19 protein-coding genes are annotated in these 20,975 nt (G+C 66.9%); 3 read left to right on the top strand and 16 right to left on the bottom strand.

The window, feature by feature from the left end:
* The first annotated feature begins 117 nt into the window (after window positions 1-117).
* Window positions 118-2,169, top strand: coding sequence for a Zn-dependent oligopeptidase (locus tag HZA32_03070; GenBank protein MBI5423041.1), 2,052 nt, complete (start codon window positions 118-120; stop codon window positions 2,167-2,169).
* A gap of 20 nt (window positions 2,170-2,189) precedes the next feature.
* Here the strand turns inward: HZA32_03070 and HZA32_03065 are convergent, their stop codons facing one another.
* The 5 genes from HZA32_03065 to HZA32_03045 form a co-directional block, all read right to left on the bottom strand.
* Window positions 2,190-2,474 carry a hypothetical protein gene (locus tag HZA32_03065; protein MBI5423040.1) on the bottom strand — a complete coding sequence of 95 codons (285 nt, stop codon included), beginning with the start codon at window positions 2,472-2,474 and terminating at the stop codon, window positions 2,190-2,192.
* Window positions 2,471-2,803 carry a hypothetical protein gene (locus tag HZA32_03060; GenBank protein MBI5423039.1) on the bottom strand — a complete coding sequence of 111 codons (333 nt, stop codon included), beginning with the start codon at window positions 2,801-2,803 and terminating at the stop codon, window positions 2,471-2,473. The genes HZA32_03065 and HZA32_03060 overlap by 4 nt, the downstream gene beginning before the upstream one ends.
* A 7-nt stretch (window positions 2,804-2,810) precedes the next feature.
* Entirely contained in the window at window positions 2,811-3,452 is a 642-nt protein-coding gene (locus tag HZA32_03055) for a hypothetical protein (protein ID MBI5423038.1), read from the bottom strand.
* Window positions 3,449-3,700 carry a R body protein gene (locus HZA32_03050; protein MBI5423037.1) on the bottom strand — a complete coding sequence of 84 codons (252 nt, stop codon included), beginning with the start codon at window positions 3,698-3,700 and terminating at the stop codon, window positions 3,449-3,451. The genes HZA32_03055 and HZA32_03050 overlap by 4 nt, the downstream gene beginning before the upstream one ends.
* A gap of 125 nt (window positions 3,701-3,825) precedes the next feature.
* Window positions 3,826-4,158, bottom strand: coding sequence for an FAD-binding monooxygenase (locus HZA32_03045; protein ID MBI5423036.1), 333 nt, complete (start codon window positions 4,156-4,158; stop codon window positions 3,826-3,828).
* A gap of 491 nt (window positions 4,159-4,649) precedes the next feature.
* On the opposite strand from HZA32_03045, the gene HZA32_03040 reads away from it, so the two are divergent.
* A complete protein-coding gene (locus HZA32_03040) occupies window positions 4,650-5,015 on the top strand; it encodes a hypothetical protein (protein MBI5423035.1) in 366 nt (121 codons plus the stop codon).
* A gap of 28 nt (window positions 5,016-5,043) precedes the next feature.
* Window positions 5,044-6,210 (top strand): rod shape-determining protein, encoded by a 1,167-nt coding sequence (locus tag HZA32_03035; GenBank protein MBI5423034.1) that lies wholly within the window; start codon window positions 5,044-5,046, stop codon window positions 6,208-6,210.
* A gap of 57 nt (window positions 6,211-6,267) precedes the next feature.
* Here the strand turns inward: HZA32_03035 and htpG are convergent, their stop codons facing one another.
* The 11 genes from htpG to HZA32_02980 all read right to left on the bottom strand — a co-directional run bounded on the left by htpG (window position 6,268) and on the right by HZA32_02980 (window position 20,909).
* Window positions 6,268-8,112: a molecular chaperone HtpG gene (htpG, locus tag HZA32_03030; GenBank protein ID MBI5423033.1), complete on the bottom strand. Its 1,845-nt coding sequence runs from the start codon at window positions 8,110-8,112 to the stop codon at window positions 6,268-6,270.
* Window positions 8,113-8,324: 212 nt separating this feature from the next.
* Window positions 8,325-8,780, bottom strand: a complete 456-nt coding sequence (locus tag HZA32_03025) for a hypothetical protein (GenBank protein ID MBI5423032.1) — start codon at window positions 8,778-8,780, stop codon at window positions 8,325-8,327.
* Window positions 8,781-8,818: 38 nt separating this feature from the next.
* A complete protein-coding gene (locus tag HZA32_03020; GenBank protein ID MBI5423031.1) occupies window positions 8,819-11,569 on the bottom strand; it encodes a serine/threonine protein kinase in 2,751 nt (916 codons plus the stop codon).
* A gap of 160 nt (window positions 11,570-11,729) precedes the next feature.
* A complete protein-coding gene (locus HZA32_03015; protein MBI5423030.1) occupies window positions 11,730-12,293 on the bottom strand; it encodes a sigma-70 family RNA polymerase sigma factor in 564 nt (187 codons plus the stop codon).
* A 112-nt stretch (window positions 12,294-12,405) separates the two neighbouring features.
* A complete protein-coding gene (locus HZA32_03010; protein ID MBI5423029.1) occupies window positions 12,406-15,006 on the bottom strand; it encodes a glycoside hydrolase in 2,601 nt (866 codons plus the stop codon).
* Between the two features lie 70 nt (window positions 15,007-15,076).
* The gene (locus HZA32_03005; GenBank protein MBI5423028.1) at window positions 15,077-15,784 is read right to left on the bottom strand and encodes an ABC transporter ATP-binding protein; all 708 of its coding nucleotides are present in this window, start codon (window positions 15,782-15,784) and stop codon (window positions 15,077-15,079) included.
* 77 nt (window positions 15,785-15,861) lie between these two features.
* Complete coding sequence (locus HZA32_03000; GenBank protein ID MBI5423027.1) at window positions 15,862-16,653, bottom strand: ABC transporter ATP-binding protein; 792 nt, start codon at window positions 16,651-16,653, stop codon at window positions 15,862-15,864.
* Complete coding sequence (locus HZA32_02995; protein ID MBI5423026.1) at window positions 16,650-17,591, bottom strand: branched-chain amino acid ABC transporter permease; 942 nt, start codon at window positions 17,589-17,591, stop codon at window positions 16,650-16,652. Before HZA32_02995 ends, HZA32_03000 begins: the two co-directional genes overlap by 4 nt.
* A gap of 1 nt (window position 17,592) precedes the next feature.
* The gene (locus HZA32_02990) at window positions 17,593-18,483 is read right to left on the bottom strand and encodes a branched-chain amino acid ABC transporter permease (GenBank protein MBI5423025.1); all 891 of its coding nucleotides are present in this window, start codon (window positions 18,481-18,483) and stop codon (window positions 17,593-17,595) included.
* Window positions 18,480-19,520: an ABC transporter substrate-binding protein gene (locus tag HZA32_02985; protein MBI5423024.1), complete on the bottom strand. Its 1,041-nt coding sequence runs from the start codon at window positions 19,518-19,520 to the stop codon at window positions 18,480-18,482. The genes HZA32_02990 and HZA32_02985 overlap by 4 nt, the downstream gene beginning before the upstream one ends.
* Window positions 19,521-19,787: 267 nt before the next feature.
* Entirely contained in the window at window positions 19,788-20,909 is a 1,122-nt protein-coding gene (locus HZA32_02980) for an ABC transporter substrate-binding protein (GenBank protein MBI5423023.1), read from the bottom strand.
* Window positions 20,910-20,975 lie beyond the last annotated feature (66 nt).

Raw genomic sequence — 20,975 nt, 5'->3', positions numbered from 1 at the left:
GCAAACGCGGCCGAAGGCCGTCCGCAAAGCTAAACGGGACAACCAGCGCGCCCAAAAAGTTTGCCCGCGCGAAAGGCGCGATGTGAGCTGTCGTTTCGCCGACCAACCGATCCCGCAATGGTTTCACGCCCGACCCCCGTCACCTTGGCCGATTTCCAAGCCCGCGCCGCGCAACACCGCGCGCGCCTCGAACTTGTCGTTTATCCGACGAGCGCCGATGAGGTCCGAGCCCAAGCCGAGACGGCCATCCGGGAAGCGGACGCCGCGCTGGCGGCGATCGTTGCGCAGGATGCGGCGGGCCGGACGTTCGCGAGCACCTTTGCCGCGGTCGACGCCGCGCTCGCGCGCGTGAACGACGAGGCGGCCAAGGTCCAGACGGTGGCCGAGTCGAGCCCGGATCGCGCGATGCGCGACGCGGCGAACGAGATGAACGTCAAACTCTCGGAATGGTCCGTGGGCGTCACATATCGCGAGGACCTTTATCGTGCGCTGAAAGCCGTCGCTGACGCGCGGCCCGCGCTCGCGCCCGAGGAGCAGCGGCTGGTGGATTTCACGATGCGCGACTATCGCCGTGCGGGTCTGGCGCTGCCGCCGGACGAGCGTGCGGAGGTGGAGAAATTGCAGAAGCGGCTCGCCGCGCTGAACACGGAGTTCGGCGTGAACATCAACGAGGCGCGCGCGACGCTCGACTTCACCGCCGAGGAACTCGCAGGCGTGCCGGAAAGTTTTCTCGAGGCGCCGGGCGTGAAGCAACCGGACGGTCGCTATCGCGTGGCGGCGCATGTGACGTGGCACGCAACGACCCTGATGCAGAACGCGAGCTACGCCGAGACGCGCCGGCGTTTCTCGCAGCTGCGAGGCAATCTCGCCCGCGAGAAGAACGTCGCTGTGTTGCAGCAACTCGTGGCGCTGCGCGCCGAGATCGCGCGCCGTCTCGGCTACGCGAGCTGGGCGGATTACCAGACGGAGACGCGCATGGTGAAGGACGCGGCCACCGCGATCGGCTTCGAGGAGAAACTTGTCGCCGGGTTGCAGCCGAAGTTCGCGGCGGAGTTGGAGACGTTCCGCCAGATGAAGGCGGCGGAAACCGGCCGCGCCGACGCCGTGCTCGAGCCGTGGGACGTGAGCTATTATCTGAACCAGCTGTCGAAGCAACGCTACGCCGTCGACCATGAGGCGCTGCGCGTCTACTTCCCCTACGAAGCGGTGCTGCTGGGGATGTTCGCGACGTTTGAGCGCGTGTTCGCGCTGAAGTTCACGCGCGTCGAGCCGCCCTACGCGTGGGCGCCGGATGTGCAACTGTGGATCGTGGCCGACGGCGACAGCGGCGAGGTGCTCGGCGCGTGCTACCTCGACATGTTTCCGCGCGAGGGAAAGTTTAACCACTTCGCTTGCTTCCCACAGAAGAGCGGCGGCGTGCTGCCGGACGGGCGCTATGATCTGCCGGTGATGGCGTTGCTCTGCAACTTCCCGTCGCCCGCGCCCGACAAGCCGTCGCTGCTGAAACACGACGACGTCGTGACGCTGTTCCATGAGTTCGGCCACGTGTTGCACGGGCTGCTCAGTCGCGCGCGCTTCCCGAGTTTCAGCGCGTTCGCGGTGCCGCGCGATTTTGTCGAGGTGCCGTCGCAGGCGCTCGAATGTTGGGCGTGGGACAAGGCCGTGCTCGATACCTTCGCCGCCGATTACCGCGACGCGACGAAGAAGGTGCCGGCGGAAACCATCGCGGCGCTCGAGCGGGCGCGGCAGGCGACCGAGGGCTACGCGACGCGCCGGCAGCTGGCGTTCGGGCTCATCGATCTCGGCCTGCACGCGCTTGGCGCGGCGGACGCGCCGGCGGTGGACGTTGTGCGCATGGGCAACGACACGCTCGCGCGCGTCGTGACGGCTCCGACGCCCGACACTGCGTTCGTGGCGTATTTCGGCCACCTCGCGGGCTACGATGCCGGTTACTACGGTTATCTCTGGGCCAAGGTGCTCGCGCTCGACGTGGCGGGCGTTTTCCCGCGCAGCGTGGGTGGCTATTTCGACGCGGTGGCCGGACGACGGCTGCGCGACCAAATCTACGCCGTCGGCCACACGCGCGATGTGAACGAATCGGTGGAGAAATTCCTCGGCCGCGCGCCGTCGCAGGACGCGTTTCTCGAATACGTCGGCATCGCGCGCTAAGGCGCGCGCTCGTTGGCGTTTCAGGATTTCTCGGAACTCGCCGGGAGGTGGTGAAGACGCCGGATGACGTCGTGCTGGGCGGCGAGTGCGGCGAGGATCCGTGCGGAACAGACGGCCGTGTCTCCGGAGTGAACGAGGTCGGCAAAGGCGCGACTGAATTCGGTCGCGTGGCCGGCGATTTCTTCCGCGAGTCGCTCGCTGTTGGGCAGGTGGGCAGGCGGCGTGGAGGGCAAGACCGGACGCGCGGCGGAGAGGAGCGTGAGCGCGAGGTGCGCGCGGTCGAGAGGGGAAAGCGGGGAGTTCATGCGGGAGCGGGGGCGAGTTCGGTGGCGAGCCGCTGGTTGACCCAAGCGAGGGCGTCGGCGAAGGCGGCGCATTCGTGCACGCAAGTGGCGCTGTCGAGGGCGGCGACATCGCGGAGCACGACAAGCTGCCGCGTGGCCTCGATGCGGAAGACGCGATACGGGCCCGCGGCGCAGCGTTTTTGCGCAGGGCGCAACCGTGTCAGGTGCAGGTAAGCCGCGGCGGCCAGACGGCCGCGCGTTTCGAAATCTTCGGCCAAGCCATCCAGCTGCTCCGTGACGCTGCGGCAGTCTTCTGGAGAGGCGGAGACGATGGAGGCTTGTTTGCGCACGTGGGGCCTAGGCGTGGGAGACGGAGGGGAACAGGCTGGCGATGGCCAGCTCCGACGGAGGCACGTTGGGGAACGCGAGCGTCACGGGCGCTTGGACGTAGAGCGGTTGTCCGTTCGTGACCCGAAACGGCGCGGTGGCGGTCCCGTTTCCCGTGATGCTTTCGTCCGCGGGCGGCGCGGCGAGCTGGGGGGCGGCGCGGGCGCCCGTGCGCGCAAGAGCGGCGGCGATCGCCGGTCGCAGGGGGCTCGGTGCGTTTAGCGTGGCGATCGTCTTCGCCAGCACGGCCTGCGAGACGTCCGCGCGGGTCGCAGGCGCGGCTGTGGGGCGGGCAGGGACCTGAATCATCACGATGGAGCCGCCGTTCCCGAAGGGCATCGGTTGCGTGTGCGCCAGAACCGCGCGCAGCGCCGGGGCGGGAATGTTGGTGATCTCGAGTGCCGCGGGCAGCGCGATCCAGTAAGGGGCGTCCGCCGAATTGGGCGGCAGCGGGTGGTCGCGCCACGCCCCCGGCTGCCGCTGCGTGTCGACCCGCAGCGCCGTCGGAAGCTCCGCGCACCGTGCCGCAGCTTTCTGCAAAAGCGCGCGCACTTCGGCGCGCGCCGACGCAGCGGCAGTGGCGGGTGAGGCCTCGGACGGGGGGCGGGTCACGATTGGGGCTTTTGCGTGAACGTTTGGATAACGGCGCGCAGGGACGCGATTTCGTCGGCCAGCGCGTTGTCCGTCAGGACATCGACGGCGGAGCGCGCTTCGAGCGGCCCGAGATCGGAGACCTTGTTCACCGTCTTGCCGACGATCGAGATGCCGAGCTCGTTCATCGCCTGTTGATTGGCGACGGCGTTTTGCTGCGAGAGGTTGGTGTTTGCGATGGCGTTCGAATACGCGAGGTTCGAGAGCATCGCGGGTTGTTCGGCGATGCTCTTGAGGTTGGTGATGCCGATAACGGTGGCGGTTTCGGCGATGCTGGGATTGAGGGAGGAGTCGGCCATGGGCGTGGTGGGTTGAATTGAAGGAAGGGTGGGGATCAGGACGCCGGGGCGGCCGGCGGCGTGGGACGCAGCGACTGCAGGACGCCAAGCAGGTCCTTGATGTCGTTGGCGGAAGCAGCGCCGTCGGCGGGGCGGTCGCGCAGAATCGTGGCGACGGATTTGGCGACGACGGCGAGCGTGAGCAGATTCACCGCTTGCTGTTGGGTGATCTGCGCCTGCTGTTGCAGGTTTGCGTTCAGGATTTCGTTGGCGAGGGCCAGATTGGCCAGGATCGCCGGCTGGGATCCGATCGCGGTGGCGTTCGAGATCGCGATGCTTTGGACGATTTCGTCGGGCAGCGCGCTCGGGGAGGAGTCGGACTGGGGCATGGGAGCGTGGAAGCGTCGCTGATGGAGCGACAGCCATGGCCCGTGTGCGCGGGAGAAAGTCGGAGCGATGCGCCGAAGTCAACCGAAGAGCCCTCGGAGAAATCCCCAGACGATGGCCGGCAATCCCGCGGCACCTCCCCGCCGGCAACGGGCGACGTGCGGGATTCGCCCGGCGGGAGATCCGACGGAAACGGCATGGGGAAACGCCCCACGCTTCGCGGGAACGCGGTGCGCAAACGCGTTCGCGTTTTCCGAAGACCCGCTCCGCCCGAGGGAAAAACCGCCGGCGAACGGTGTGCGCGCACGAAGGGGGCGACGCGGGCGACGGGGCGGCGGGGAAAGCCGGCGCGGGTGCGGAAAGATTTTTCGAACCTTCTTCGGATCGCCGAGTCGTTGGGCCCGTCATCGCTTTGAACGTCCATCAACTTCCCATTCGACTTCCCGGAGATTCCTCCCGGGACGAAGTCCCGCGTCTCATCCGGCGGATCTGCGTGCTGCGCGAGCGCGGCGACGCGGCGGCGGCGGATCGTCTCGAGCAAGATCGGCTCGGTCCCGCGATCGCCGCGATGCGCGCCGCGCACGGAGATGCGGCCGCGAGCCAGGCGGAAATCGATCGGATCTTCGCGACGGAATCGGCGCGCGCGGCGGAGGCGGTGATCGTCGCCGATCTTCTGCTCCAGCAACTCTCCGAGCGCTGGCCGTTCCCGACGGGAGCGCCTCCGCGCGCCGCTCCCGCGACCGACGAAACCCAGGCGCCGGACGCCGCGATGCCGCGGAGTGGCACGTTGGAGATTGCCGATTTTCTCGACGCGATGCTGGCGGGGGATCGCGCCGCGAGACGCCCGGCGAGCCGCTGAATTTAATCCCACCCACAATCCAAATCATATGACCACTGCCACTGCTCCCGTAGAAAAGAAGGTTCCCGCGGCCGCCATTCCCGCCAATGCCGATCGTCCCGCCGAGAGCGCGGCGCCACGGCGAATGGGTGAACGCCGACGGCTGCTCGTCGGTTTCGATCTCGGCACGAACGCGTCCTGCGTGCTGGCCGGGCCGGCCGAGACCCGCGACACCACCGTCAGCAAAGTCATCCCTTCCGTCGTGGGCTACGCCCGCGAGGGTTTGGTGGACGGCATCATCGCCGGCAACGCCACGACGTTGATCGGCGAGGAAGCGCTCAATCACCGCCTGCAGCTGCGAATGGTCGCGCCGCTCGAGGACGGGATCATCGCGCATCGCGACGCCGCGCGGGATTTCATCCAGCGCCTCCGCGCCGTGGTCGACCCTGCGGGCGGGGCGGAGATTCGCGCCGTCGTCGGCGTGCCGGCCAATGCCGGCGATCCGGCGCGCGAGGACATCCGGGCCTGTGCGGCGGGCGTGTTTGATCGCATCCTGTTGATTCCCGAGCCGTTTCTTGCCGCGCTCGGCTTTCGCGACGATTCGCGCCTCGGCCAGCCGAACTACCTCGATCCGGTGACGAACTCGCTGTTCGTCGACATCGGTGGCGGCACGAGCGACCTCTGCCTGATCCAGGGCTTTTTCCCGACGGCGGAGGATCAGATCAGCATTCCCTTTGCGGGCGACGCCATCGACAAGATCATCGAGGACGAGCTCGAGCGCATCTATCCCAACAACGGCCTCACGCGCGGGACGATTCGCGCGATCAAGGAGGAGCACTCCTATGTCGGTCCCATCCGCAAGCCGATCGACGTGAAAGTGCTGATCGGCGGCAAGGCGCACACGCTCGATCTCGGCGAGATTGTCGGCCGCGCCTGCAACCGGCTGCTCGACAAAATCTATCCGGCGCTCACGACGCTCATCGCCCGCGCGCCGTCCGACTCGGTTGCGCAATTGCTGCAGAACATCGTCGTCACCGGCGGCGGCAGCCGGATTCGCGGCATCGACACGGTCCTGCAGGAGAAGCTCGCGAAAGATGGCTTCGAGGAGCCGAAGGTCCGGCTCGCGGGCCTGGACTTCAAGCGCTACGTCGCGGTCGGCGCGCTGAAAGCCGCGCGCGGCGCGCGCGACGACCAGTGGCAGCACCTGCTGGCCTGACGGATGTCGCAAACGCGCCGGTTTGCCCCTGAGGCGCAAACCGGCGCAGCGTTGCGCTCAGACGCTTTCGAGGAGCTTGTTCAGGCGCGCGACCATGCGGCTCGGGTCTTCGAGGAGGCCGGCGGCGATGAGCGCGTTGTCGAGGAGCTGTTCGGCGACGAGTTCGGCCTTGTCGGCGTCGGCGGTGCGCATTGCGTGGAGTTTCTTGATCACCGCGTGGCGCGGGTTGATCTCGAGGTTCACCTTCACGGGCTCGTCGGCTTCGCCGGGCTTTTTCATCGCCTTCATCATGCGGCGCATCATCGGCGAGGCGAATTTGTCGGCGTTGGTCGCGAGCGCGGGCGAGCCGACGAGACGGTCGGAGGACTTCACGTCGGCGACTTGGGCGCCGAGCGATTCCTTGAGCCACGCGGCGAGGTCCTTCACGTCGGACTCGCTGAGGGCTTCGCCGGTCTGCGGGACGTCGTCGAGCTTCACGTCGCTGTGGTCGGCGGAGAGGAATTTCTTCCCGTCGAATTCGCGGACGTTGTTGAAGACGTATTCGTCCACCGCCTCGTAGCAGAAGAGCACCTCGAGGTTGCGGGCCTTGAAGCCTTCGAGATACGGGCCGGACTCGATCGCTTCGCGGTTCGGGGCGACGAGGTAATAGATTTCCTTTTGGCCGTCCTTCATGCGCGAGACGTAGTCGGCGAGCGACGTGGTCTTGCCCTTCTCGGTGAGCGACGACTCCCAGCGGAGCAGCTTCACGAGCTGGTCCTTGTGCGTGAAGTCGAGCGCGGCGCCTTCCTTGAGGAAAATGCCGAACTGGGCGTAGAACTCGTTGTAGGCGTCGGTGCGCTGCGTGGCTTCTTCTTCGAGGAGTTTGAGGAAGCGCTTGGTGATGACCTTGCCGAGTTTGTCGAGCAGGGCCTTGTCCTGCATCGTCTCTCGCGAGATGTTCAGCGGGAGATCTTCGCTGTCGATCACGCCCTTGAGGAAGCGCAGCCACTCGGGGAGCAGGTCCTTCGGCTTGGCGTCGATGAGGACCTTGCGGCAGTAGAGCGCGACGGCGGGCTCGAGGCGCGAAAAGCCGAGTTTCTCGGTGTTCTCCTGCGGCACGAAGACGAGGGCGTTGATCGTGAGCGGCGCGTCGGCGTTGAAGTGCAGGCGATAGCGCGGCTCGTCGTGGGCGTGGGCCTGGAACTTGTAGAACTCGGTGTATTCCTCGTCCTTGATCTCGGACTTGTTACGGAGCCAGAGCGCTTGGACGGTGGTGATCTTCTCGCCGTTGAGCGTGATGGGGAAGCCGACGAACGCGCTGTAGCGCGTGAGGATTTCCTTGAGCTTCCAGTCCTGGGCGAAGTCGGCGCAGTCGTCCTTCAGCTCGACGACGATCTTGGCGCCGCGGCGCTGGTCGGCGACTTCCTCGACCTCGTAGCTGCCCGAGCCGTCGCTGGTCCAGACGTGGCCGGGCGCGTCTTTTTTCCAGGAGTGCGAGTAAACCTTCACGGACTTCGCGACCATGAACGCGCTGTAGAAGCCGACGCCGAACTGGCCGATGAGGTTGGAGTTCTTCGCGCCGGACTCGCCGAGGGCCTTGAGGAACTGCTTGGAGCCGGAGTGGGCGATGGTGCCGAGGTTTTGGATGAGTTCCTCGCGCGTCATGCCGAGGCCGTAGTCCTGGATGGTGACGGTCTTGGCCTTGTCGTCGGTGGTGATGGCGATTTCGAGCGGCTGGGCGTCGTCGTGGATGTCCTTCTCGGTCAGCTGGAGATGGCGGAGCTTTTCGAGCGCGTCGGAGGCATTGGACACGAGTTCGCGCACGAAGATTTCCTTCTCCGTGTAGAGCGAGTGGATGACGATATCGAGCAGCTGCTTGATCTCGGCCTGGAACTCGAATTTTTGCGGAGTGGTGTTGGACATGGCTCTGGTTGAGAGGTGGTGGTTGAGAGTTGAGGGACGAAAAAGAAGAGCCCGCTAGTGTAGCGGGCTCTGGGAAAAATCAAGCGGGGTGATTCCGTGCTTTCAAAAGCGATTGCGGGTATCCGATGTCGATGTCCGAGCCGCCGGGCCGCGAGCGCCGTCTCTGCCGGCTGGTCCGAGCCTCCGCTCGGACGCAGTTGAGGTCCGTGTATCTACTCTTGGGTGTTTTCGATCTGCGGATCGATCACACCGATTTTCGATGAGATTTCGATGTCGCCTTGTGAGACCACCTGCTTGAGGACGACAGTGAAGCTCCACGAGCCGGCGGGGCTCACATTATCCACGATCGTGACGCAATTGGTGCCCGCGCCCGTGGGTTGACAGAATGCTTTGCTGTTGCCGACCCCCGTGAAGAAGATGCCCATGATAGTGTAGGTCACGCTCTGCCCGACGGGCGGACCTTCCGTGCCAGCGTCCGCGATGGTGAAAACAAGGCCAAGCGGCCTGGTGTTGGTCTTATCGGGCGTGATGACGACCGTGTTGGTCTGCGGGTTGATCGAGACACGTGAATCGCCGACGGCGGTCATGGTCTGGATGGTGCAATACCCCGCTTTGGCCTCGTGGAAGTGGAGGTATTTGATGGGTATGGTGATGATGGCTGCTGACATGGTGGTGTTGTTTTGGGGTTTACGGTTGGGGACAAAATTCACGGGAGCAGCGCGGCCGGCCAAGGCGACGGCGGCACGTAGCCGGAGCGCGAAAGGCGCGCGACCAAGGCGCGCGCTTCTTCGTTGCGGCCGAGCCCCGAGAGGGCTCGGGCAGCGGGGTCGAGCAGGCGCCAATCGCGGCTTTGATCCAAATACGGGGCCGCGACCGCGACGGCGCGTTGCCGAAGAGCCGTCGCTTGGGCCGTATCTCCCGCCTGCTCGCTCAGCGAAGCGGCGGCCTGACACGTGGTCAGGAACTCGCCAAATCCGGTGCCATTCACCAGCTCCAATCCGATGAGCCACTCGCCGAGTTCGATGGCCTTGCCCATGGTCGCGCCGGCATCGCGCTGGCCAAGCGCGGCACCGAGTTCCGCGTCCCAATGTCGCGCCCGCAGCAGCAACACTGCGAACTCGCGCGATGAGGGCTCTAGCAGCACGAGTTTCTCCAGCGCGTTGCGTGCAGAGTTCGCCGCTACGCTCGCGCCCTCAACCTCGCCTCGTGCTCGCAGCAGCGCCACCTCGCGGAGACGAATGGCTAGCGCTATTCTCTGCCACGTGCGATTTGCAGGGTCCTTTGCGCACTGCGCAGCGATCAACGCAAAGGCTCTTCGATTTGAAGCTTGGGAATCAGTCACGCGTTGTGTGTGCAATGCGAGTTCGGCCTTGAATCCAAGCGCATCGGCCAATCGCACCGACCAGCGCACGTTGTCTGGCTCGGCTTGCAGAAGCTCTTCGATCCGTCGCACCTGATCTTCGTAACGTGCGCGCGCTTCACCAAAGTCGCCGCTGCGCTCGGCGGCTGAACCGAGCCAAGAGTGCACGTCCGCGATGTTGTAGCGCAACGCGGTGTCGCCGCCGCCCGGCTTGGCGGCGCTTTCGCGCTCCAAGATGGCCAACTCGGCGAGGAAGCCGGCGCGCGCGGCTGCGTAGTTGCCGCGATCCATCTCGAGCACCGCGAGACTGTGGTGGCCGAAGCCGAGCTCGATTTGCCACGCGGATCTCGTGGGATCGAGGGCGACAAGTCGGAGGGCGCTGTCGCGATAGGCGGTGAGCCAGCGGCTGGCGCCGGGCAAATCGCCCTTCTTGCGGCGGGTGACGCCGAGCCAGTATTCCACCTGGCTGCGGGCGAAGATCATGTCGCCGTTGCCGGGACGGCGAGTCGCCAAGGTTGAGGCGCGATCGTGGGCGGCGACGAAGGCCGCCTCGGCGTCGGCGAAGCGCGCTTGGTCGAGGCGGATTTCCCCGATCTGCGAAAGTGCGGTTGCGTGCTGGAGCAGCGCGTTGTCGGTCTGGTCACCCGGCGTGAGCGCGGCGAAGTGCGCCATGGCCTTGTCGCCGACACCATCGAGCAACGACAGGCGGCCGAGTTTCTTCAGCTCGGCGCGAAAATCGCCGAGCATGAAACCGAGGATCGCCTCGGCCTGCTCTTGTCGGCGTTGGGCATCGGATTGGGCGAGGCGGGCTTCGTGTTCGGCGCGGGTGGCGCGGATCGCTTGCCACGTGCTGACGGTGGCGCCGGCGAGCAGGGCGACAGTGAGGGCAGCGGCGCTGGCGCAGGCGAGGCGGTGGCGGGAGATGAATTTCCGGGTGCGATAAAGCGCACTGGGTGGGCGCGCGGTGACGGGCTCGCGGCTGAGGTGGCGCCGGATGTCGCGGCCGAGTTCCTCGGCGGTGCCGTAGCGACGGTCGCGCTGTTTCTCGAGGCAGCGCATGACGATCCAGTCGAGGTCGCCGCGGAGGGCGGACGGCAGGCGGGCGGGCGAGGCGCGGCGGCGTTGCGCGACGGTGGTGCGGTCGGCGTCGGCGAGCGTGGAAACGGCGGCGGAGGGCCGCGGCGGATCGGTTTCGCGGATGATGCGGCGGACCTCGGCGACGCCGGCTTGGAGGAGCGACTGCGGATCGAAGGGCGGGCGGCCGGCGAGCAGTTCGTAGAGAAGGACGCCGAGCGAGTAGATGTCGCTGCGCGTGTCGATGTCGGTATCGCGCAGGTCGGCCTGCTCGGGGCTCATGTAGACCGGCGTGCCGATCATCTGCTCGAAGCGGGTGACGAGCGTGTGCGCGGTGAGTTTGCCCTGCGTGGCTTTGGCGATGCCGAAGTCGATGATCTTGGGCGTGGGCACGCCGTCCACGAGCGTGACGAGGATGTTGGACGGCTTAAGGTCGCGATGGATGATGCCCTTCTGGTGCGCGTGCTGGAGCGCGAGGCAGAGGCGCGCGAACAGGTCGAGCCGCTCGGGCACGGCGAGTTGTTGCGTGTCGCAAAACTGCGTGATCGGCACGCCGTCGACGAATTCCATCACGAAATACGGCCGGCCGGCGGCAGTGGCGCCGGCATCGAAGACGCGCGCGATGTTCGGGTGATCCATCAACGCGAGCGCCTGTCGCTCCGCTTCGAAGCGGGCGATGACCTCGCGCGTATCCATGCCGAGTTTGATGACCTTGAGGGCCACGTGTCGGCGGACGGGTTCGTGCTGCTCGGCGAGGTAGACCGAGCCGCAGCCGCCCTCGCCGAGTTTGCTGACCAGCGTGTAGCGGCCGAGGACGTCGCCGGGCTTCTCCTCGATCAGGCCGGGCGGAGGCAGGAGCGCCGGCGCGGCGAGAAAGTCGTCCGACGACGCGTAGGCGTCGAGCAGCTCGGCGAGTCGCCGGTGCAACGGCTCGTCGCCGGCGCAGGCGCGTGCGACGAACGCGGCGCGGTCGGCCGGGGGCAGGGCAAGGGCTTCGTTGAAGAGTTGCTCTTCTCGGGTCACGGGGGTTGCAAGACGGCCCGTGAAGTGAGGACGTGGTGGCGACAGATAAACACGGTGGAGGGAGACGGGCCGGTTCCAATGCGTGGAACACGGGCCGAAACTGTCATCTGGAGGTGAAAATCAGGGGCGCTCGGCGTGGAGGAGCGGGAGACGGGCTGGCTCAGGCGCGGAGGCGTTTGAGCTCGGCGAACAGCCACGAGCGGGCGTAGGCCCAATCGCGGTGCGCGGTGCTGTGCGAGATGCCGAGCAGATCGGCGGCCTCCTCGAGCGAGAGGCCGATGAAGTATTTCTGTTTCACCAGCTCCGCCTTGCGCGGGTCGATGGCCGCGAGGCGATCGAGGGCTTCGCTCACGAGCAGCATTTCCTCGTCGTCCACCGCGGTGGCGATGAGGTCGAAGCCGGTTTCGTCGGCGTTCACGCGGACGAGGTCGCCGCCGTGGCGCACGGCGCGTTTGCGGCGCGCGCGGTCGATGAGGATGCGGCGCATGCACTCGGCGGCGGCGGCGAAGAAGTGCGCGCGATTGGCCCACGCGGGTTGGGCGTCCGCGCCGAGCCGCAGCCACGCTTCATGCACGAGCGCGGTGGCCTGCAGGGTTTGTCCCTTGGCCTCGCGCGCCAGTTTTGCGGCGGCCAGTCGGCGCAACTCCTCGTAGACGACCGCCAGCAGCTCGTTCGGCGTGCGCGGCTCCGTCGGTGAGGAAGGGCTGGGGTCCCCGGGGTTCACGCTGCCGACCGTGAGAGCCACTCGCGCCGGGGGAAGGCGAAATTCTCCTCCTGTGTGTCACTGGAGGGTCGCGACGCGAGGCGAGCGACCCAACGCGCAAAAATTGTGCAGCTCAGCGGGGTGCCAGCTTGGTCAGCGGCACGAGGCGCACGGGACCGAGCAGGCCGGAGGGGGCAAGATCCCAGTTCGAGGCGTCGAAGGGCTTGTAGCGGATGTCGACGTAATTGATTTCGTGCATGATTCGCCAAGTGACGCCGCGGCGATCGAGGTCGCGGATGCGATTGGCGGCGAGGTTGGTGACCTCGATTTCGAGGAGGTTGCGACCCGGACGGAGAAATTCGCCAACGCGGAGGTGGAACGGCAGCGACCACGCGAGGCCGGCGTCGCGGCCGTTGAGGCGGACGCGAGCGGTCTCGCGGACGTCGCCGAGGTCGAGTTGCCAGTCGTCGGCGCGCACATCGGCGGGCAGGTCGAATTCGAGACGATAGTGCGCGGTGCCGGCGAAGCGTTGCGCCTCGGCGTCGCCGAGTTCGGTCCAGGACTTCAGCTCGGTGGTGCGGATCGGCGCGGGAAGCGCGGGGCCGCCACGCGTGAAGTTGATCTGCCAGGTGCCGGAGAGCGCGACGCCTTCGCCGGCGGGTGCGAGGTAGCTCCACGCGAGCGCATCAGTTTGGCGGCGCGCGCTCGTGCGGAGGATGAGCGTTTCGCCGCGGGCCAGCTGGAGATGGACGGCGGCGTGTCCCGCCTCGGCGCGGAGCGCCGCGCGGCCGGAGCGACCGGTCAGCGGGTCGAGGATGAACGCGTCTTCGGCGGCAACGCCGAGCGTGACCCAGCCATCGAGCGGTGTGGCGCTGAGATTGGCGAAGAAGTAGTCGTGGCCTGCGTCGGTGCGGCGGCGGATGAAGCTCACACCCGCGTCCACGATCGGTTCGCGACGCACTTGCTGCGCGAAAGCAGGCGCGGCGAGCAGCGCGTCGGGTTCGGTGCGGCCGACGACAGTGGCGCGCGTTTTCCCGAGGGCGGCGAGCAGTTGCCGGAACGCGGCGCGGCGCTCTTCCAGACGGCCGTAGCCGGGAACGTCTTCGGGGAGCTGTTGCACGATCACGGTCGCGCCGGCGGCGGCGAGGGCGGTGATTTGGCGCAAGGTTTCCACCGGCATGCGGCGAGCGGCGGGGATGACGAGCACGCGGCTCGTGTTGCCGCCGGGGGTGCGGAGGAGGTGGTTATTTCCCTCGGCGGTGGTGGTCGCGGCGAGCTGCGCGTCGGAGATGTAGTCGAACATGACGCCGTGCCGTTGAAACGCCTGAGCGAGCTGGCCGGTCGGCGATTTGCCCAGCCAGCTCACGTCGTGCACGCCGAGTTGGTTGATGAGTTTGCCGGCATCGTGCCACACGTCGTGCACCGGCCAGTAGAGCAGCACGTCGGTGTCGGGCGCGCCGGCCTGGAGGACCGACTGCACGCGGGCAACGTAGGTGTTGAGCCCGGCGAGGTCGGGCCAGAGCGGATTGCGGTCGTTGAACTCGGTGGAGGCGTAGAAGAGCCAGCCGGGCCACGGTGCGTCGGCGGGCGAGTAGGCCGTGCCGTGATAGACGATATGGTTGACGCCATCGACGAACAGACGGTCGATCTCGGGCTTCATCATCGAGGGCGCTTCCTTCCAGTGCTCGCGCAGCCAGGTGAGCGTCTCGCTCGACACGAGTTTGCGGCCGGCGACGTGCGCGGCGGAGGAGGCGACGCGGATGACGAGCGAATCGGGGAGGTCCTGGTCGTTGCGCAGCTCGGCGACGACACGGCGCAATCCGGGGATCGGAAACGGCGTCGAGCCGAAGACCTCGGTCTCGGGGATGTCGGCCGTTGCGTAGAGATCGAGCAGGTTGGCGGGCGCGCCGTGGGATTGGTTGCGGATAACCCAGCCGCGCTCGTGCGACCACTTGGACCAGGCCTGGAGATACTCGAGGTGGAGTTGCGCGAGCGTGGCGCGGTAGTCGGCCTTGAGGCGCGCGAGCTGGTCGGGCGCGCATGGTTTCTGGTCGAGCAATTCGGCCGCGAAGTCGTTCGCGTCGTAGCCGTGCATGGCGCGAAAGCGCTCGGCGACGGCGGGTGTCCAGCTGGCGCTGTAGTATTCGAAGGAGTCGTGGAACTGGCCGCGCAGGAGCTCCCGCGGAAATTGCGCAAAGGCCGCGCCGAACGGCGCGAGGTAGCGGTCGAGCGCGGCGGTGGAAAAGGGATCGACGACATTGCCGGCGCCGCCGGGCGCGGCGCGCTTCACCTGCATGCCGGTGGGTTCGCCGGCGAGGCGGTTGTCCTTGAGCACGAGTTTTTGCGCGGCATCGACGAGGGAAACTCCCGGACCGCCGAACGGCCAGCCGGTGCCGGTGGCCATGTCGACACCGAGGCCGAGGCGCTTCGCCTCGCGGCCGGTGTGTTCGACGAGCTGCAGCCAGCGGGGCGAGAGGAAGTCGACGTAGCGCGCCTCGTAGCCGCGCGCGCCGTAGATGGGCGTGATCTCGACGCCGCCGAGGCCGGCCGCGGCGAACGATTCCAGTTCGCGCGTGAGGTTTGGCTCGTCGACGGCGTTGCCCGGCCACCACCAGCGGACCCACGGCTTGTTCTCCCGCGTGGGCTCGGGCCAGGAGTCGAGCGGCGCGGCAAACGCGAACGGGAGGGTGGAGGCGAACAGGGCGAAACAGCCGAGCGCGAGACGAGCTTTCATGGGGTGGCGAAGCAGGCTGCGTGGGGCGCGGGCGCCGCGCAACGCCGGGCGTGCCGGACTGTCGGGGGCCTCAGCCGCCGAGGTAAGCGGCTTTCAGTTGCGGGTCGGCGCGGAGTTTTTCCGAGGGGCCCTGCATGACGACGCGGCCGGTTTCGAGGACGTAGGCGTCGTGGGAAATCTCGAGCGCGAGCTTGGCGTTCTGCTCGACGAGCAGGATGGTGACGCCGCGCTCGCGGTTGATCTCGATGATCTTCTCGAAAATGGTGCTGATGAGTTTCGGAGCGATGCCGAGCGAGGGCTCGTCGAGCATGAGCAACTGCGGGTCACCCATCAGCGCGCGGCCGATCGCGAGCATTTGCTGCTCGCCGCCCGAGAGCGTGCCGGCGGCTTGGTCGAGGCGTTCCTTCAGGCGCGGGAAAATGCCGAAGACGTAGTCGCGATTGCGTGCGATGCGGGCTTTGTCCTTTTGCAGGTAGGCGCCCATCGCGAGGTTCTCGTCGACGGTGAGATTGGCGAACACCATGCGACCTTCCGGCACGTGGCCGAGGCCGCGCGCGACGATGTGGTGCGGGGCGAGGCGCGTGATGTCCTCGCCTTTGAACTTCACCGTGCCGCTCTTCGCGCGCAGGAGGCCGGAGAGGGTTTTGAGTGTGGTGGTTTTGCCCGCGCCGTTGGCGCCGACGAGCGTGACGATGCGGCCCTGCTCGATGCGGAACGAAATCCCGCCCAGCGCGCTGATGGCGCCGTAGGAGACGGAGAGGTCGGTGACTTCGAGCATCGGAGGGAACCACTAATGGACACTGATGAGCACTAATGAATCAAACCGCCGTGGAATGAGTGAGGCCTTAGTGTGCATTAGTGGTGAGAAAGAGAAGTCGCGTGGTCTTCGCCGAGGTAGGCTTCGATGACCTTCGGGTCGGCTTGGATCTGCGCGGGCGTGCCGTCAGCGATCTTCACGCCGTAGTCGAGCACGCCGATGCGCGAGCAGCAGCCCATGACGACGCGCATGGAGTGTTCGACGAGGAGGATCGAGAGTTGGAACTCCCGGTGCACGCGCTGGATCAGCTCCACGAGCGCGACTTTCTCGCTCGGGTTCATGCCGGCGGCGGGTTCGTCGAGGAGCAGCAGGCGCGGCTTGGTGGCGAGGCAGCGCACGATCTCGAGGCGGCGCTGTTCGCCGTAGGGCAGGCTTTTCGCCGGCGCGTCGCGGAAGCGGCGAAGGTTGAAAAGGTCGAGCAGCTCGTCGGCGCGTTGCGTGAGCGCGTCTTCCTCGCGGCGGAATTTTCCGAGGCGCACGAGCGCTTGCACCGGCGAATTTTCGCGGTGGAGGTTCATGGCGACGCGCACGTTGTCGAGGACGCTGAGGCTGCCGAAGAGGCGGATGTTTTGAAACGTGCGTGCGATGCCGAGTTCGGCGCGCTCGAACGCCGGCGTGCCGGCGAGATCGCGGCCGGCGTAGCGCACGGCGCCTTCGGTGGGGCGATAGACGCCGGTGATGAGGTTGAAGACGGTGGTCTTGCCCGCGCCGTTCGGGCCGATGAGGCCGGCGAGCTCGCCCTCCGCGATCGAGAAATCCACGGCGTTGACGGCGGTTAGGCCGCCGAAGCGAATCGTGACACGGTCGAGCTGGAGGATCGGTTCGCTCACGGCGCGGGCCTCCGGCGACGGAAGTTAAACAGGCCCTCGGGGCGCACGAGCATGAGCACGACGAGCAGGAGCGAGTAGACGATCATCCGGTAGTCGGAGAACTCGCGGAGCACCTCGGGCAGCAGCGTGAGCAGGATGGCGGCAAGGATCACGCCGAGCGTGTTGCCCATGCCGCCGAGGATGACCATGACCACGATCTCGATCGACTTCGTGAAATCGAAGCCGCTCGCGGAGATGGTCTGCTTGAAATGCCCGTAGAGCCCGCCCGCGATGCCGGCGAAAAACGCGCCGACGACGAACGCCACGATCTTGTAGCGCGTGGTGTTGAGTCCGACCGCCTCGGCGGCGATCTCATCGTCGTGCGTGGCGAGGAAACCGCGGCCGTAGGTCGAGTGCACGAGGCAATAGATCGTGAAGACCGTGACGGCCGCGAAGGCGAGGACCCAGAAGATGGTCGTGTAGGCGGGGATGCCATTGAGACCGAGCGCGCCGCCGAGCGGTTCGCAGTTTTGGAAAACCACGCGGATGATCTCGCCGAAGCCGAGCGTGACGATCGCGAGGTAGTCGCCCTTGAGCCGCAGCGAGGGCATGCCGACCAGCAGGCCGGCGAACGCCGCGCTCAAGCCGCCCGCGACCAGCGCGCCGAAGAACAAGCCGCCTTGCTGCCACGCGGTGCCGCCGGATTCGCCGAGGAGTTTGGGACCGAGCAGCATCGTGACCGCCGCGGAGAGATACGCGCCGACCGACATGAAGCCCGCGTGGCCGAGCGAGAACTGGCCCGTGTAGCCGTTCACGAGGTTGAGCGAGACGGCGAGGATGATGTTGATGCCGATGCCGACCGCGACGTCGAGGTGGTAGGGATCGATGTGGCCGGACAGCGCCGACACGCCGAGGGCGGCGGCGATCGCGACGAGGAGGCTGAGCAGCGGACGCGGCATGTCAGACTTTCTCCTTCACGTAGCGGCCGAGCAGGCCCGCAGGGCGGAACAGCAGGATCAGGATCAGCAGCGCGAACGCGATGGCGTCCTTGTAGGTGGACCACTCGCTGCCGTTGACGAAGGTCTCGACGATGCCCAGCAACATGCCGCCGAGCGCGGCGCCCGGGATGTTGCCGATGCCGCCGAGCACGGCGGCGACGAACGCCTTGAGGCCGGGCAGCACGCCCATGAGCGGGTCGATCGACGGGTAGTTGAGCGCGTAGAGAATGCCGCCGGCGGCGGCCAGTGCCGAGCCGAGCGCGAACGTGAACGAGATCACGAGGTCGTTGTTGATGCCCACGAGCGAGGCCGCCTGCTTGTTCATCGAGACGGCGCGCATCGCGGTGCCGATTTTCGTCCGCATGACAATGAAGCGGAGCGCGAAGAGCAGGAAGAGCGTCACGCCGATCACGACGAGCTGGTTGCTCGAGATGAAGATGCCGCCGAAGTCGTAGGTCGTGACGGGAAACAGCTCCGGAAACGGCCGCGGCGTGGCGCCGAAGACGAATTGGCCGAGATTTTCGAGCAGGAGCGAAACGCCGATGGCGGTGATGAGGACGTTGAGTGTCGGACCGCCGCGCAGCGGACGATAGGCGAGGCGCTCGATCACGACGCCGAGGATGGCGCACGCGATCATCGCCAGCGCGAGCACCAGCATCCCGCCCCAGATCGAGTGCTCCGGCACGAGCTTGCCGGCGTAGTAGCCGACGAACGATCCGACCATGAACACGTCCGCGTGCGCGAAGTTGATGAAGCGCAGCACGCCGTAAACCATCGTGTAGCCCAGCGCGATGAGCGCGAAGATCGCACCGAGGGAGATGCCGTTGAGCAACTGTTGCAGAAACTCGGTCATCGCGGATCGACGGATTCGAGATAGACGAACTTGCCGCCGCGGACGGTGAAGATTGCGGCGGACTTGGCGGCGTTGCGCTGGGCGTCGATCGTGATGCGGCCGGTGACGCCGGCAAAGTCCTTGGTCGCGGCCAAAGCGTCGCGCACGGCGCGGCCGTCGGTCGAGCCGGCGCGCTTGATGGCGTCGGCGAGGAGCATGACGGCATCGTAGCCGAGCGACATGCCGGTGTCGGGTTTGAGGCCGAAGCGCTTTTCGAAGCGGGCGACGAACGACTGCACGGCGGGATCGCGCGCTTCGGGTGAGAAGTGCGCGGTGAAGTAGCCGCCTTCGACCGCCTTGCCGCCGAGTTCGACGAGCGCGGTGGCGTCCCAAGTGTCGCCGCCGAAGATCGGCATCGTGAGGCCGAGCGCGCGGGCCTGGACGCAGAGCAGCGCGGATTCGAGGTAATCGCCCGAGGCGAACACGGCGTCGGGTTTCGCCGCGCGGATGGCGGTGAGTTGGGCGCGGAAATCCTTTTCGCCTTCGCTGTATTTCGGCTCGGCGACGATTTCGCCGCCGTCGGCGGTGAAGCGTTCGCGGAAGTATTTCGCGAGACCGACGCTATAGGCGGAGCCGTTGGCGATGACGATGGCGACGCGGCGCGCGTGGAGGCGGTCCTTGGCGAAGCGGGCGAGCACGGTGCCCTGGAACGGGTCGGCAAAGCACGCGCGGAAGATGAAACTGCCGACTTCGGTCACGCGCGGATTGGTGGCGGTGGCGGCGACGAGCGGGATGCCGGCGGCTTGGCACAGCGGAGCGACTTCGAGCGCCGGCGACGACGCGGTGCCGCTGACCAGCGCGACGACGTGGTCGCGATGGAGGAGTTTCTTCGCGGACGTAGCGGCTTCGCCCGGCATCGAGCGCGTGTCCTCGACGAGCAACTCGACTTTGCGGCCGAGGAGGCCGCCGGCGGCGTTGAGTTCCTCGACGGCGAAGGCGGCGCCGCGGCTGTTGGTTTCGCCGAAGTAGGCCTGCTTGCCGGTGAGCGAGGCGAACATGCCGATCTTGATCGGCTCGGGCACGGCGCGGGCGGAGGCGGCGAGGACGAGCGCAGCGAGGAGCGCGGTTAGTTGAGAGATGAGAGCTGAGAGTTGAGAGCGCCGAGCCACGATTGCGCGCTATGGAAGCCCACAGCTCTCAACACTCAACTCTCAACTGGCGCAGGTGGAGCGCGTTGACCTCAACGCGCTCGGACTTTCGAACTGCGGCGGGAGTTCTTGAACGCGTTGGGGGCAACGCGTTCCACCTCGCCGCACGCGGGCATTTCACGGCGCGACGCTCGTGACGAACTGATACTGGCCGTTCCTGACGGTGAGGATGACGGCGGGCTTCGAGGCGTTGCGCTTTTCGTCGATCGTGATGCTGCCGGTGACGGCGGCGAAGTTCTTCGTGGCGGCGAGGGCGTCGCGCAGGGCCTTCGGCTCGGTGCTGCCGGCGCGCTTGAGGGCGTCGGCGAGCACGGCAACCGAGTCGTAGCCGAGCGCGGCATAGGCGCCGGGCGCCTCGCCGAAGCGGGCGCGGTAGCGCTGGTTGAAATCCTGCACGGCCTTGCTCGGGTTGTCGGGCGAGTAGTGGGTGCAAAAGTGCGTGCCTTCGACCGCGGCGCCGCCGATGGCGATGAGCGCGGGATCGTCCCAGCCGTCGCCGCCGAAGATGGGCAGCGTCAGGCCGAGCTGGCGGGCTTGCGCGCAGATGAGCGCGGCTTCGGTGTAGTAGCCGGGCACGATGAGGGCGTCGGGCTTGGCGGCCTTGATGGCGGTGAGCTGGGCGCGGAAGTCTTTGTCGCCTTCGTTGTATTTCTGCTCGATGGCGACGGTGCCGCCGTCGGCGATGAAGCGCTCCTTGAAAACCTTGCCGAGGCTGACGCTGTAGGCGCTGTTCACCGAGGTGAGGACGGCGACGCGTTGGGCGCGCAGGGTCTCGCGGGCGAACTTGGCGAGCACGACGCCTTGGAAGGAATCGATGAAGCAGACGCGGAAGATGTAGTCGCCGACCTCGGTGATCTTCGCGTTGACCGCGCCCGGGGCGATCATGGGGATCTTCGCGTTTTGGATGACGGGCGCGGCCTCCAGCGTGCGGATCGACGCGACTTCGCCGAGGACGGCGACGACGCGGTCGCGCGCGATGAGTTTTTTCACGCCGGTGGCGGACTCGCCTTGCTTGGATTGGTTGTCCTCGGTCAACAGTTCGAGCGGGCGGCCGAGGACGCCGCCGGCGGCGTTGATTTCCTCGACGGCGAGGAGCGTGCCCTTGTGCGAGCTCTGGCCCCAGGCGGCCTCCTTGCCGGTGAGCGAGGCGTATTCGCCGACTTTGATCGGATCGGCGGCGTGAAGGCAGGCGGCGGCAAACAAGGCGCCGCCGAGGACGAACGGGGTAAGGCGGTTCATGCGGGAGTGTGCGACAGGCAAACGGCCGGCGGGGTTCGCCACAATCTTCAACTGTGAAGGGGCGGC

The sequence above is a fragment of the Opitutia bacterium genome (assembly GCA_016217545.1).
Classification (GTDB): domain Bacteria; phylum Verrucomicrobiota; class Verrucomicrobiia; order Opitutales; family Opitutaceae; genus Didemnitutus.
Note: the sequence above shows the minus strand (reverse complement) of the source record. Positions and strands in the feature narration are given on the sequence as shown.